Here is a 13,970-nt window from a genome sequence, read left to right as displayed (position 1 = left end):
TTTGATGGTATCCATATGATTTTAAATGAAATTTAAGTGTGATCTGCATCGTGTTTTATCTCCCGCTGAAAACCATTCCATTTTCGCAAGATATCCTTACTTTATATCAATTGTTTTTAAATCCCCTGAATTGCACATTATCATCAGTGGAAAGTTAAGGAATTAAATAGGGATGAATACCAGATTTGTACTTAGATATTTTCTTAATTAATACCAAACGGATTTAACCGGTTTTGTTTTAACTTTAATTCCGAACATTCAGTTTATTTAGAGGTATATCATGCAGAAGCCTACCATTGTTATTGGTGTAATTGGTGCCGATTGCCATGCCGTCGGTAACAAAGTTTTAGATCGCGTGTTTTCCCAGCATAATTTTAATGTGATTAACCTGGGTGTCATGGTCAGCCAGGACGAATATATCGACGCCGCTATTGAAACCGGCGCACAGGCCATTGTTGTTTCCTCTATTTACGGTCACGGCGAAGTGGACTGTTTAGGTATGCGTGAGCGCTGCATCGAACGTGGTCTGGGCGAAATTCTGCTGTATGTCGGCGGTAACCTGGTTATCGGTAAACAGGAACCGGCTGAAATCGAGAAAAAATTCAGCGATATGGGCTTTAACCGCGTCTTCTTCCCGAGCACAGACCTGGAATACGTCTGCGATGTCATGAAAAAAGACATTGAAAAAAGCCCGGCACGTAAAGAAGGAATGACCGCGTAATGATCAACGTCTCGATAGATATCGGTTCAACCTGGACAAAAGGTGCCGTGTTCGACGTGGGAAGTGATGATCATATTGAATTAAAGAATTATGCCCTGACCCCCACGACGATTGACCATCTGGCAGACGGATTTTTCACTGTACTGAATAAAATCCTCAATGTGTCTGATGCGCGTCCTTTACTGGAAGCCGGGAAAGTTAACATTAATTATTCCTCTTCCGCCAAAGGCGGGTTAGCGGTAGCGGCACTGGGTCTGGTTCCGACAATCACCCTTGAGTCAGCAAAAGTCACTGCTCACTCAGCGGGCGCAAAAGTGTCTCAGCACTTTGCGTACAAGCTCAACCGGACTGATATCCGCAAACTCGAACAGACACCCCCGGATATTTTCCTGTTCACCGGCGGGACGGATGGCGGCGATGTCGGATACGGATTACAAAACGCGAAAATGCTGGCGGAATCCGATCTGAACTGCTCCATCATTTATGCGGGCAACCGTGATATTCAGGACGATATTGCTGAGATCCTCGGCCATAAAGAACTGACTGTCGTTAACAACATTTTACCGAGTCTGGATAGTCCGAACCCGTTTGATGCGCGTAAAGCTATCTGTGACATCTTTCTGAAAAAGATTGTGAAGGGCAAGGGACTGGACGTCATTGTTGAACAGACCGGCGAAGAGCCGCGTCCGACACCATTCTCTGTCTTTGAGTTAGTACAGCAAATCCGTGACAACGTTCCCGGCTGGGAAGAGTTTGTGCTGATGGATATGGGTGGCGCAACGACGGATATTTATTCGTCCTGCAACAACAGCTTACTGCCGGATACCATTTTACACGGGATTCCGGAGCCGAAAGTGAAACGGACTGTGGAAGGTGACCTTGGCATGCGTGTATCGGCGGTGATCGCCGGTGAAGCAGGCCGCGAATTAGCCGAAGCGCAGTTTGTGAATCATCCGGAGCAGCTGGATGCCTTTTACCGCTACACCCGTTATGTCAATGAGCACCCTGATTATCTGCCTCAGACGGATGAAGAACGTGTTTATGACCATCTGTTAGCCGGTATTTGTGTCGCACTGGGCACTGAACGCCATGCGGGCACAAAACAGCAGGTGACCACCTGTGCAGGTACGGTGGATTTACAGATTGGCCGTGATTTATCACGGGTCAGCAAAATCATCGGTACCGGCGGCTGGTTGTCGCGGACAGCTGATTTTGACATCAAACAGTATATGCGGTACCGCAAATTCGATAACAAAGGCCGTCAGATTCTGCTGCCGGACGAATTTGAGTACTACCGGGATTCACAAGGGTTATTTCCTCTGTTAGCCAACGTCGCCTGCCGGTATCCGAAAGCAGCAGCTCAGACCGGCGTGCAGATTTTGACCAGATAGCAAGATTATTGGAGCCATTAAATGGAACTGAAGAATAAAAAAATTGCAATCGACGACTTCATGGCCGAGCGCAAAGACGTATTAAAGACCTGGGTGACAGGGAAAGACGTGGAAAACTTTGAAGATGGCGTCAAATATCAGGCGACTATCTCTGAAGATAAAAACTTTGCCAAAAAATTATTCGAAGCTGACCGCGACGGCATCACATTAAGCCAGCCGCGTGCCGGTGTTGCCTTAATCGAAGAGCACATCGAGCTGCTGAAAAAACTGCAGAAAGAGTGTGATCTGCTGCCGACCACTATCGATGCGTATACCCGTCTGAACCGTTATGAAGAAGCGGCAGTCGGTATCCAGAAATCTGTTGAAGCCGGTACCTCTAAACTGAACGGCCTGCCGGTGGTTAACCACGGTGTTGCCGCCTGCCGTCACATCACTGAATCCCTGGATAAACCACTGCAGATCCGTCACGGGACGCCGGATGCACGTCTGCTGTGTGAAATCTCCATGGCGAGTGGTTTCACCAGTTACGAAGGCGGTGGTATCTCCTATAACATCCCTTACGCAAAACGCGTCACCCTGGAAAAATCCATCCGTGACTGGCAGTACTGCGACCGCGTCATCGGTTTATATGAAGAAAACGGTATCCGTATCAACCGCGAACCATTCGGTCCGTTAACCGGTACGCTGATCCCGCCATTTATTTCTCACACTGTGGCAATTATCGAAGGTCTGGTGGCGCTGGAGCAGGGCGTTAAATCCATCACCGTCGGTTACGGCCAGGTCGGTAACTTAGTGCAGGATATCGCGGCAATCCGCTCCCTGCGTGAACTGTCTCATGAATACTTCCGCGCTTACGGCTACGAAGATTATGAGCTGAGTACCGTATTTCACCAGTGGATGGGCGGTTTCCCTGAAGATGAATCCCGTGCGGCAGCCGTTATTTCCTGGGGTGCGGCGGTTGCCGGTATGTCCGGTGCAACCAAAGTGATCACCAAGTCTCCGCATGAAGCATTCGGTATCCCGACTGCGGAAGCGAACTGCCAGGGTCTGCGTGCCTCCAACCAGATGCTGAACATGGTCCGTGACCAGAAATTCCCGCCGTGCAAAGACGTGGATCTGGAAGTGGAACTGATTAAACGCGAAGTCCGCGCAGTGATGAAGAAAGTCCTTGAACTGGGTAACGGCGACATTGCCGTCGGTACTGTCCGCGCATTCGAAGCCGGTGTTCTGGATATTCCGTTCGCTCCTGCGATGTGTAACTCCGGCAAGATGATGCCTATCCGCGACAACAACGGCGCAATTCGTGTGTTCGACGCAGGCGCAGTTCCGCTGCCGGATGACGTTCTGTCTATGCACCATGATTTCGTTGCTGAGCGTGCCCGCGAAGAGGGTCGTGAAGCTTCATTCCAGATGATTATTGATGATATTAACGCAGTATCTCACAGTAAATTAGTAGGAAGACCATAATGAAAATTAAACAGGCATTGTTCACGGCGGGTAACTCATCCTTCTATTTTGACGACCAGCAGGCTATCAAAGACGGCGCAGGTCACGACGGTTTCGTTTACACCGGTAAGCCGGTCACGCCGGGCTTTACCGCAGTGCGTCAGGCGGGTGAGTGTGTGTCAGTCCAGTTAATCCTGGAAAACGGTTCAGTGGCAATGGGTGACTGTGCCGCAGTTCAGTACTCCGGTGCGGGTGGTCGTGACCCGTTATTCCTGGCGGAAAACTTCATTCCGTTCCTGGAAAAACACATCAAACCGCTGCTGGAAGGCCGTGATGTCAGTGAGTTCCGCAACAACGCTAAGTTCTTCGATGAACTGAAAGTGGAAGGCAAACAACTGCACACCGCTATCCGTTATGGTCTGTCCCAGGCACTGCTTGACGCCACCGCGCTGGCAAGCAACCGTCTGAAAGCTGAAGTTGTGTGCGACGAGTGGCATCTGCCGGTTGTGGCTGACCCAATCCCTCTGTTCGGTCAGAGTGGTGATGACCGCTACAACGCTGTGGACAAAATGATCCTCAAACACGTTGACGTTCTGCCGCACGGCCTTATCAACAACGTGGATGAAAAACTGGGCCGTCAGGGTGAAAAACTGCGCGCTTATGTTGAGTGGCTGGCCAAGCGTATCGTTGAGTTACGCACAGAAGACACCTACAAACCGTCACTGCATATCGACGTTTACGGCACCATCGGTTTAATTTTCGACAAAGATCCGATTCGCTGCGCAGAGTACATCGCAAGTCTGCAGGAGCAGGCCGGTGATCTGGAACTGTACATCGAAGGTCCGGTTGATGCGGGTAACAAACCAGACCAGATCCGCCTGATGAAAGGCATTATGGATCACCTGAAAAAACTGGGTTCCAAAGTCAAAATCGTTGCTGACGAATGGTGTAACACCTGTCAGGACATCATCGACTTCACGGATGCCGGCTGCTGTGACATGGTTCAGATCAAAACGCCTGACCTGGGCTCTGTTCACAACATCGCTGACGCGGTGCTGTACTGCCAGAAACACGATATGGAAGCATACCAGGGCGGTACCTGTAACGAAACCGACGTCAGTGCGCGTACCTGTGTGCATATCGCGATTGCAACACGTCCGATGCGTATGCTGATCAAGCCGGGTATGGGCTTCGATGAAGGTATGAACATTGTTCATAACGAAATGAACCGCACACTGGCTGTACTGAAAGCAAAAGCATAAGGAAGCATTATGTCCAGGACATTTAAAATCCTGTCCCCTACTGCCATCCTGGGGTACGGATTTCCGGAAGAGAGTTTTATGAAGGCGATGGAAGAATCGCCGGATCTTATCGCCGTCGACGCCGGGTCTTCTGACCCGGGTCCTCACTACCTCGGTTCCGGTAAAGCCTTTACCGACCGTGCCGGGGTAAAACGCGACCTGCGTTATATGCTGAAAGCGGGTGTGAAAAACAATATTCCGGTTGTCGTCGGAACTGCCGGTGGCTCAGGTGCACAGCCGCATCTGGAATGGTGCCGTGAAATCATTCTGGAACTGGCAAAGGAAGAAGGACTGTCATTTAAGATGGCCCTGATCCCGGCGGACATTGAGAAGAAAACCGTTCACGAAGCACTGGATGCAGGCAAAATCACGCCGCTGGCGTTTGTGCCTGAACTGACGCATGAAGTGATCGACGAAAGTACCTATATCGTTGCTCAGATGGGTGTCGAGCCGTTCCAGGAAGCACTGGCAGCCGGTGCTCAGGTTGTGCTGGCCGGCCGTGCTTATGACCCTTGCTGCTTCGCGGCACTGCCGATTATGAAAGGGTTCGACGAAGGTCTGGCTCTGCACTGCGGTAAGATTCTGGAGTGTGCGGCAATCGCAGCCACCCCGGGTTCCGGCTCCGACTGTGCAATGGGTATTATCGACGAAACCGGTTTCACCCTGAAAGCATTCAACCCGATCCGTAAGTTTACGGACACCTCAGCAGCGGCTCACACCCTGTATGAGAAATCCAACCCGTATGTATTACCGGGACCGGGCGGCGTGCTGGATCTGAAAGAGTGTAAGTTTGAAGATCTGGGTAACGGACAGGTTCGTGTAACCGGTTCACGCCATGTATCAACACCGTATACCGTTAAACTGGAAGCGGCCCGCCCGGTCGGTTACCGCACCATCACTATCGCCGGTACGCATGACCCTATCATGATCGCCGGTATGGATAAGATTCTGGTGGAAGTGCGTAAAAGTGTTGAGAAAAACCTCAGCATCGACCCTGATACCGTGAAAATGAATTTCCATCTGTACGGTAAAAACGGTGTGATGGGTGACGCAGAACCTGAAACGGTCACCAAGAGTTATGAGCTGGGTATTTTACTGGATGTTGTTGCTCCGACTCAGGAGCAGGCGGACAGTATTTGTTCCCTGGCGCGTTCCACTATGCTGCACTACGGGTATGATGGCCGTATCGCCACCGCAGGCAACTTAGCCTTCCCGTTCTCTCCGTCGGATATCCGTGCCGGTAAAGTGTATGAATTCTCCATCTATCATCTGATGGAATACACCCCGGATATTAAATTCCGGTTCCGTATGGAGAATGTAACACCTGAAGGAGTGGCGAAATGAAAAAGTCAATTTTAGAATTAGCCAAAGTTGTGCGTTCTAAAAACTCCGGTCCGTATGAAATTGTGATGGATATTTTATTCAAGGATAAAGAAACTTATACCGCGGTAAAAAATTCAAAACAATTTAATAAAGACGTAGTTGCCGGTCTGTACTGTGTGAAACCTGACTTTATCGATAATATTGTCTGGTTTGACCCGGCGAACGCTGTGAAAATTGTCATGCCGAGACATATTGTTTCTGGTGCTGTCGGAGATACCGATGTTTATGGTGCCCAGCAACATGCGCCTTTATTAAAAATGGAATTTGATATTTAACAATATCACTCATTCAATATCTCATTAGTACGACAACTCGGTGTGGCGTACGGGGCTTCCCTGTACTCCGCATCGATTTCAGAAACAGAAATCGTCATTTTTCTCAGTGTGTTGTATAAATTTATTTAATATTTAAAGCCACGGAAGGCTGGGTAAAAATAACTGAAATAAAATTTCAGAGGATATTAAGTAAGTTGAGAACAAATGCGACCCAACACAGAATGGAATTATTATGAAATCGAAGAGTTTAACCACTTGGATAGTCATTGGCCTTATTGTCGGTGTGATTGTCGGCTTCAGCTTTAACGAGATGGCATCTGCTGAATTTAATAAGGTCTATGCAAAAGATATCTCTATTATTACCGATATCTTCTTACGTCTGATTAAAATGATTATCGCGCCATTGATTATATCAACACTGGTTGTTGGTATTGCGAAAATGGGTGATGCGAAAACGTTAGGTCGTGTTTTCTCCAAAACACTGTTCTTATTTATCTGTGCATCCTTTATCTCAATCCTGTTAGGTCTGGTTATCGTTAACCTGTTCCAGCCGGGCGCAGGTATTAACTTCGTTGCAGATACTGCCGGTGCGGTTGAAGGCATGGTGGAACCGGTTCCTTTCTCCTTCAAAACCTTTATTGCCCATGCGATCCCGACCAGTATCGTTGACGCGATGGCGCGTAACGAAATTCTGCAAATCGTTGTATTCTCCATCTTTATGGGTATCAGTCTCTCCGCTATCGGTGAGAAAGGTATGCCGATCATCAACGTACTGGAATCCCTCGTCAGCCTGATGCTGAAATTAACCGGTTACGTGATGCTGTTTGCGCCACTGACTGTGTTTGCCGCTATCTCCGGTATGATCGCAGAACGCGGCCTGGGTGTACTGGTCAGCGCCGGTATCTTTATGGGTGAGTTCTACTTCACACTGGCGATGCTGTGGGTGATTCTGATTGGTCTGGCTGCACTGGTTGTCGGCCGCTGTATCTTCCGTCTGACCAAAGGTATCACTGAGCCTGCACTGCTGGCATTCACCACATCAAGTTCTGAAGCGGCATTCCCGGGAACGCTGGAAAAACTGGAAGAGTTCGGTGTTTCCAATAAAATCGCCAGCTTCGTACTGCCAATCGGTTATTCCTTTAACCTCGTCGGTTCAATGGCTTACTGTTCATTCGCAGTTATCTTTATCGCTCAGGCATGTAACATCACCCTGTCTATGGGTGAGCAGATCACCATGCTGCTGATTCTGATGCTGACCTCGAAAGGGATGGCCGGTGTACCGCGTGCGTCTCTGGTGGTTATCGCGGCGACGCTGAACCAGTTTAACATTCCGGAAGCGGGTCTGATTCTGCTGATGGGTGTGGATCCGTTCCTTGATATGGGCCGCTCTGCCACTAACGTGATGAGTAACGCTATCGGGGCTGCAATGGTTGGCCGCTGGGAAGGCGAGCACTACGGTGAAGGCTGCCGCGGAAAACCAAAGTCAGTTATTGAACCTCCGGTGTCACAGGCAACATCAGCCTGACCGGGCGTTCAGAAGAAACAAGACAGGCGCGGTACAGGGATACCGGTACCGCGCCGCAATAAAAAACCGTTTTATGTGTCATGTATTAAGCGCAAAATACCCTCAGTTATTTTGCGCTTTTTTTTGTGTAAGATTATTGAGATACAGCTGAAACACTCACTGTGCCATCTGTCACCTTAACGGCAAAGGGGGTAACGGAATAGGCGGCATCTTCCGCACATAGCCCGTCCGTCAGCCGGAAACGCTGTTTTTTCAGCGGGCTGACAATCCACAGTTCATTATTGTGTTCCGCAATTAATCCGCGCGACAGCACGCTGGCCTGCGCAAAGGGATCGATATTACTCAGGGCAAAAATGCGATCGTCCGGATAAGGGCGAAACAGTGCTACCTGTTCACCCTTTACCAGCGCACACACGCCGGTTCCGGGGGTGATATCACTGACCTGACAAACCGTAATCCATTGACTCATCATTATTCCTCCCCGATCAGAGTGACCGCAATCCGCTCTTCCGGGCGGGCCGGACGATGTTGTAAGCGCTCACTTATCATTTGCACATTCGGATCCGGCAGCGGGCTGTTAATAAAGTGACTGAAGCGCTTGCGGGCATGCGGATTGTTCACTGTTTCCTGCCACTCACAGGTCACTTTTTCGCGCAGCAGTGCCAGTTCCTGCTCCAGCTGTGCATTCAGTCCCAGTTTGTCGCTGACAATCACATCCCGCAGGTAATCAATCCCGCCTTCGAGGCTTTCCAGCCAGGTGGATGTCCGGCTGAGTTTGTCGGCGGTACGGATGTAAAACATCATAAAGCGGTCGATGTAGCGTATCAGTGTCTCTTTATCGAGGTCAGCCATCAGCAGATCGCCGTGGCGCGGTTTCATGCCGCCGTTTCCGCAGACATACAGGTTCCAGCCTTTGTCTGTGGCGATAATCCCGATATCTTTGCCCTGCGCCTCGGAACACTCGCGGGTACAGCCTGAGATGCCGAATTTCATTTTATGCGGGGTGCGGATACCTTTATAGCGGTGCTCCAGCTCAACGCCCAGCGCGGTGCTGTCACCAACCCCGAACCGGCACCATGCCGTGCCGACACAGGTTTTCGCCATCCGCAGTGCTTTGGCATAGGCGTGCCCGGTTTCAAATCCGGCGGCGATCAGTTTTTCCCAGATAGCCGGTAAATCCTGCTTTTGTGCCCCGAACATGGCAATGCGCTGTGAGCCGGTAATTTTGGTATACAGATGATATTCCTGCGCAACCGCACCGATGGTCAGTAAACCTTCCGGGGTGATTTCGCCGCCCGGCGAACGCGGGATCACCGAATAGGTACCGTCCTTCTGCATATTAGCGAGGAAATTATCGTTGGTATCCTGTAGCGGTACCAGGTCGTCGCGGAGAATATAGTCATTCCGGCAGGAGGCGAGCAGGGAACCGATAGTGGGTTTGCACACTTCACAGCCGTAACCTTCGCCATAGCGGCCCAGCAGCTCATCAAAGGTTGTGATTTTTTCCACGCGGATCAGGTGATACAGCTCCTGGCGTGAATAGGCAAAATGCTCACAGAGGTGATGATTCACCTCAATACCCAGATTGGTCAGTTCGGCATTCAGTACCTGTGTGATCAGCGGAACACACCCGCCGCAGCCGGTTCCGGCCTTGGTTTCCGCTTTAATATCTGCCACCGTCTGGCAGCCGTTATGAATGGCCTGAATAATATCCCCTTTGGTGACATCAAAACAGGAACAGATTTGCGCGCTGTCCGGCAGAGACTCCACGCCGATTGCCGGTTTGCTGCCGGCGTGGGCAGGCAGGATCAGAACATCCGGATTTTCCGGCAGTTCGATGCGGTTGAGTGCCAGTTGCAGCAGATTACCGTAGTCTTCGGTATCCCCGACCAGCACCGCACCCAGCAGATATTTATTATCGTCGCTGACAATCAGCCGCTTATAAACCTCATTGGCTTCATCGAGATAAATATAACTGTGGCAGCCGTCATCTGTCGCATGTGTGTTGCCGATACCACCGACATCCACACCCAGCAGTTTCAGTTTTGCGCTCATATCCGCGCCGGTAAACTGATTTTCCTGCCCCAGCAGATGATCCGCCGCCACCTGTGCCATTTTGTAGCCCGGCGCGACCAGCCCGTAAGTTCTGCCGTGCCATGACGCGCATTCCCCGATTGCATACACATCCGGGTCAGATGTCTGACACTGATCGTTGATCACCAGGCCGCCGCGCTCCGCCACAGCCAGTCCGCACTGGCGGGCAAGGCGGTCACGCGGGCGTATCCCAGTGGAGAAAACGACAAAATCAGTCTCCAATGATGAACCGTCGGCAAAATGCAGCACTTTGCGGCTCTCTCCGTTATCGGATGCGGTAATTTCTGTGGTGTTTTTGCCGGTATGTACCGTTACACCCATCCGCTCAATTTTTTGCTTCAGCTGTTCACCGCCGAGTGCATCAAGCTGTTCCGCCATTAATACCGGCGAAAACTCAATAACATGCGTTTCAATGCCCAGATTTTTCAGCGCACCTGCGGCTTCCAGTCCCAGCAGACCGCCACCGATAACCACACCCTTGCGGCTGCGGCGGGCACAGGCCTCAATGGCATTGAGATCTTCAATCGTGCGGTAAACAAAGCAGTCGCGGGTATCACTGCCTTTAATCGGCGGGATCCACGGATAAGAGCCGGTCGCTATCACCAGTTTGTCGTAATGCACGGTGCGGCCGGTATTGGTGTGCAGCACCTTTTCCTGCCGGTTAACGGTGATCACCCGTTCATTGGTTAATACCGTAATATTATGTTTCTCATGGAAACCGGGTTTGACCAGCGATAATTCTTCTGCCGTATGATGGGAAAAATAGGAGGAAAGATGCACGCGGTCATAGGCGACACGTGGCTCTTCGCAGAATACGGTGATATCGAACTGTCCGGCGTCCGCTTTATCGGTAAGCTCTTCGGTAAAGCGATGACCGACCATGCCGTTACCGATGATTGCTAACTTGACGTTGCTCATTTCAGCCTCAGATTTTGTGTGGATTAAGGCTAAAAATACGGCGATCCCGGTTTTTCTCATTGATGTATATCAAATGCAGCTTAATCAATTCAGCTTATGTAAATAGTTGCTTTAAATAATTTTTGTCAATACTCCTGAAGAGGTATCTGCATGCCGGGGGCTCCGCCATATTATCTGTCTTTATATATTAATTGACATATTATTTTTTAAACCGGTTATTTTTACTCATTTAATGGTGAACAAATATTTCATAATATATCGCACGGGTTCTGGATTAAAATTAAATGTCATTAATAACAGATAATGGTATATTTAACTAACGTAAAGGGAATAGTTTAAGAGGAACGGATACCCCATGCATGATGAAAAAATCGTTTTCAGTGATATCGTTGTTGACAAAGATGATGAAATTCATGATGTGAAATTTCACGGAAAATCCGGAGAGTATTTCAAAATATGGATAGTTAATCTGTTCCTGACAGTTCTTACTCTCGGGATATATTCTGCCTGGGCGGCGGTCAGAAAACGTCGTTATTTTTACGGTAATACCGATATCGGCGGGTCACACTTTGATTATCATGCCGTACCGCTGAATCTTCTGCTGAGCCGGATTATTGTTATTGCGTTTATACTTCTTTATGTTTTGTCAGGTTTAATTCACCCGATATTACAGCTTGGTATTCTGCTGATTTTATTTATTTTATCACCGTATTTTATTTTACGGTCCTGGCGATTTAATACCCTGATGTCTTCATTCCGGAATATCCGTTTCAATTATCATTGCCGCTTTGCTCAGGGGTACTGGGTAATACTGGTTATGCCATTTTTATTAATCACTATGCTGGTTATTGCCGTTATTGCTGGCGGAACAGGAGCCACTCTTATGCGGTGCTCCGGGCCCGGCGGGTGTGATGCGACAGCAAGTTTCATACAGGGCATTATCCAGATGATTATTATTCTGGCCGGTATGTTTCTGGTATTTGCCGTACAGGCCAAACGAATTTATGATCTGTTTTTCAATCAGTTATTCTATGGAAAACAGCCCTTTGCTATTCAGTCAGAACTCAAAAAATTTCTTCAGTTTTATGTGATTGCAGCGCTGATATTACTGCCTTTTATCTGCTTAGGCGGAAGCATTATGTGGCAAATGATGATGACGGTAGCAATGGCAAATTATTATCAGATGACGGTTTCCCCGGTATCGTTTGCGGTGAATGTGGTATCCATGTATCTGATTTTTCTGTGCGGGCTTATTGTGACTTCCGCTTATCTGCGTGTTGCGGTTATCCGCTATGTCTCCGCGCATGTTTCTCTGGGTAACATGCTGCGTTTCCGGTCAGATATTTCGCTTTTTCCGTATCTTATGCTGGTGTTCACCAACAGCCTGATGGTTATTTTTACGCTGGGATTTGCAACACCTGTCGCGCAAATCCGCCATGCCCGCTATATGGCCGAAAATATGAAAATTATCGGTGATATGTCACTGGCAACGGTCAGCGCGCATGATGAAAATAAGGCGGGTGCGATTCAGGATGAAATAGTGAATGCCTTTGATATCGGGGTTTCTTTGTGAAAATAACCGGTGAGTTCACGTATGCGGGAAAGGCAGAGAAGCATGTTGCTTATCTTGAGGCTGATAATGAAAATACCCGTCTGAGAATTACTGTAAACGGGCATACTCATGAGTATGCCTTGTCTGAAAGCCGCCTTTCTCAGCCGCTGGGCTCATTACCTGACTCACTCTTTTTCCCTGACGGGAATTGTTTTACCGCTCCCCGGAATGTTCCTCTGCACACGGTTGTCAGCAGTAAAAAAGTGTCCGGCGCTTTTATTCATGCCGTTGAGAAAAACAAACTTGCGCTGATTGGTTCCGTTACCGGCATCGTCTGTGTCTTTCTGCTTTATTTTATGGTCTTTATCCCGGCTGCGTCATCGGCTATCACAAAAATCGTTCCTGATGATTTCAGTCTTTATCTCGGGAAATATTCACTGGAATTAATTGACGGGGAATATTTCACTAAAAGCCGGTTACCGGCAGAAAAACAGCAGGAAATCACTGAACTGTTTTTATCGGTGATTCCGGATAAATTAAAGCAGGATAAGCTGCCGCTGAAAATCGCATTCCGTCACTCAGAAGACGGGGCAAATGCATTTACGCTGTCTGATGGCACTATTATTGTGACGGATGACCTGATTAACATGATCGATCATGACGATGAGCTGGCGGCCATATTACTGCATGAAATGGGGCATCATTATCACCGTCATGTCATGCGTTCTCTGGTTGAATCGTCAGTGCTGGCCATTACCTTTATGTGGTTCACGGGCGATGTCAACGGGATTGAGGACACCCTGGTGCATTCCGGCGGTTCATTATTGGCACTCAGTTATTCCCGTAATATGGAAACGGATGCGGATGCATTTGCCGCGCAAGAAATGAAGGCGCAGCATCGTTCACTGAAAAGGATGATATCTGTTTTTACCAAATTATCAGATTCGGCAGACGATGACGAAAATTCATTTCTCAGTACACATCCGGGCTGGGAAAGCCGTATTAAGGCCATTGAAAATCAGGAATAATCATCCGGAGTCGTTGTAACCATCTGTTTGCCGGTCTGTTTTCATGACAGCCCGGCCTCTGCGCTTTTGCCGCCGGATAGATATTACGTCCGGTAACCCGGGCAAGGCAATCCCCGTATTTTGCGTATTACCGCATCAGAAACAATCCCGTCACAAATAACAGATTCAATTTTCGTGCCTTTTTCCTGGGTGATCGCTGTTTGTTACCAAATTAACAATTCTGCCAATTAGTGATCTGTTTCAACATTTAATCGTGATTGCCGATTTTTGTTATCCCCTTTTTCAGAGTGTGACTAGGATTGAATCAATTCTTATGAGGAGAGTGACGAGGTAAGC

Annotated in this window: 11 protein-coding genes; 9 read left to right on the top strand and 2 right to left on the bottom strand. The window is 48.8% G+C overall.

The genetic code is table 11. The features are described 5' to 3' along the window. The first annotated feature begins 280 nt into the window (after nt 1–280). The 7 genes from glmS to ACF8OF_RS02890 all read left to right on the top strand — a co-directional run bounded on the left by glmS (nt 281) and on the right by ACF8OF_RS02890 (nt 8,042). Nucleotides 281–721: a methylaspartate mutase subunit S gene (glmS, locus tag ACF8OF_RS02920; RefSeq protein ID WP_004236129.1), complete on the top strand. Its 441-nt coding sequence runs from the start codon at nt 281–283 to the stop codon at nt 719–721. Further along, nucleotides 721–2,112 (top strand): methylaspartate mutase accessory protein GlmL, encoded by a 1,392-nt coding sequence (glmL, locus tag ACF8OF_RS02915; RefSeq protein WP_004236127.1) that lies wholly within the window; start codon nt 721–723, stop codon nt 2,110–2,112. The genes glmS and glmL overlap by 1 nt, the downstream gene beginning before the upstream one ends. Nucleotides 2,113–2,133: 21 nt before the next feature. Further along, nucleotides 2,134–3,579: a methylaspartate mutase subunit E gene (locus ACF8OF_RS02910; RefSeq protein ID WP_004236125.1), complete on the top strand. Its 1,446-nt coding sequence runs from the start codon at nt 2,134–2,136 to the stop codon at nt 3,577–3,579. Next, nucleotides 3,579–4,820 (top strand): methylaspartate ammonia-lyase, encoded by a 1,242-nt coding sequence (locus ACF8OF_RS02905; protein WP_392495675.1) that lies wholly within the window; start codon nt 3,579–3,581, stop codon nt 4,818–4,820. The genes ACF8OF_RS02910 and ACF8OF_RS02905 overlap by 1 nt, the downstream gene beginning before the upstream one ends. A gap of 9 nt (nt 4,821–4,829) precedes the next feature. Continuing rightward, nucleotides 4,830–6,203, top strand: a complete 1,374-nt coding sequence (locus ACF8OF_RS02900) for a DUF1446 domain-containing protein (RefSeq protein WP_262883304.1) — start codon at nt 4,830–4,832, stop codon at nt 6,201–6,203. After that, on the top strand, nt 6,200–6,517 hold the full coding sequence (locus tag ACF8OF_RS02895) for a DUF4387 domain-containing protein (RefSeq protein WP_025154321.1): 318 nt from the start codon (nt 6,200–6,202) through the stop codon (nt 6,515–6,517). Before ACF8OF_RS02900 ends, ACF8OF_RS02895 begins: the two co-directional genes overlap by 4 nt. Before the next feature lie 232 nt (nt 6,518–6,749). Next, nucleotides 6,750–8,042 (top strand): dicarboxylate/amino acid:cation symporter, encoded by a 1,293-nt coding sequence (locus tag ACF8OF_RS02890; protein WP_262883303.1) that lies wholly within the window; start codon nt 6,750–6,752, stop codon nt 8,040–8,042. A 133-nt stretch (nt 8,043–8,175) separates the two neighbouring features. On the opposite strand, the gene nirD is transcribed toward ACF8OF_RS02890, so the two are convergent. Both nirD and nirB read right to left on the bottom strand, forming a co-directional pair. Continuing rightward, nucleotides 8,176–8,511, bottom strand: coding sequence for a nitrite reductase small subunit NirD (gene nirD / locus ACF8OF_RS02885; RefSeq protein ID WP_392495704.1), 336 nt, complete (start codon nt 8,509–8,511; stop codon nt 8,176–8,178). A gap of 2 nt (nt 8,512–8,513) precedes the next feature. Next, complete coding sequence (nirB, locus tag ACF8OF_RS02880; protein WP_279796096.1) at nt 8,514–11,054, bottom strand: nitrite reductase large subunit NirB; 2,541 nt, start codon at nt 11,052–11,054, stop codon at nt 8,514–8,516. A 355-nt stretch (nt 11,055–11,409) separates the two neighbouring features. Here nirB and ACF8OF_RS02875 point away from each other — a divergent pair, with 355 nt between their 5' ends. Beyond that, entirely contained in the window at nt 11,410–12,627 is a 1,218-nt protein-coding gene (locus ACF8OF_RS02875) for a YjgN family protein (RefSeq protein ID WP_392495674.1), read from the top strand. Then, a complete protein-coding gene (locus ACF8OF_RS02870) occupies nt 12,624–13,634 on the top strand; it encodes a M48 family metallopeptidase (RefSeq protein WP_392495672.1) in 1,011 nt (336 codons plus the stop codon). The genes ACF8OF_RS02875 and ACF8OF_RS02870 overlap by 4 nt, the downstream gene beginning before the upstream one ends. Nucleotides 13,635–13,970: the final 336 nt, after the last annotated feature.

Origin of the sequence: Morganella sp. TYF_1, assembly GCF_043105645.1 — a bacterium.
Lineage (GTDB): Bacteria > Pseudomonadota > Gammaproteobacteria > Enterobacterales > Enterobacteriaceae > Morganella > Morganella morganii_B.
The sequence above is the reverse complement of the archived record's forward strand: the minus strand, read 5'-3'. Positions and strand labels throughout refer to the sequence as shown.

Excerpts from the sequence above, each read along its gene's own strand:
- ACF8OF_RS02905 (WP_392495675.1), top strand. The coding sequence starts at position 3,579 with ATGAAAATTAAACAGGCATTGTTCACGGCGGGTAACTCATCCTTCTAT.
- ACF8OF_RS02890 (WP_262883303.1), top strand. The coding sequence starts at position 6,750 with ATGAAATCGAAGAGTTTAACCACTTGGATAGTCATTGGCCTTATTGTC.
- glmL (WP_004236127.1), top strand. The coding sequence starts at position 721 with ATGATCAACGTCTCGATAGATATCGGTTCAACCTGGACAAAAGGTGCC.
- ACF8OF_RS02875 (WP_392495674.1), top strand. The coding sequence starts at position 11,410 with ATGCATGATGAAAAAATCGTTTTCAGTGATATCGTTGTTGACAAAGAT.
- glmS (WP_004236129.1), top strand. The coding sequence starts at position 281 with ATGCAGAAGCCTACCATTGTTATTGGTGTAATTGGTGCCGATTGCCAT.
- nirB (WP_279796096.1), bottom strand. The coding sequence starts at position 11,054 with ATGAGCAACGTCAAGTTAGCAATCATCGGTAACGGCATGGTCGGTCAT.
- ACF8OF_RS02900 (WP_262883304.1), top strand. The coding sequence starts at position 4,830 with ATGTCCAGGACATTTAAAATCCTGTCCCCTACTGCCATCCTGGGGTAC.
- nirD (WP_392495704.1), bottom strand. The coding sequence starts at position 8,511 with ATGAGTCAATGGATTACGGTTTGTCAGGTCAGTGATATCACCCCCGGA.
- ACF8OF_RS02910 (WP_004236125.1), top strand. The coding sequence starts at position 2,134 with ATGGAACTGAAGAATAAAAAAATTGCAATCGACGACTTCATGGCCGAG.
- ACF8OF_RS02895 (WP_025154321.1), top strand. The coding sequence starts at position 6,200 with ATGAAAAAGTCAATTTTAGAATTAGCCAAAGTTGTGCGTTCTAAAAAC.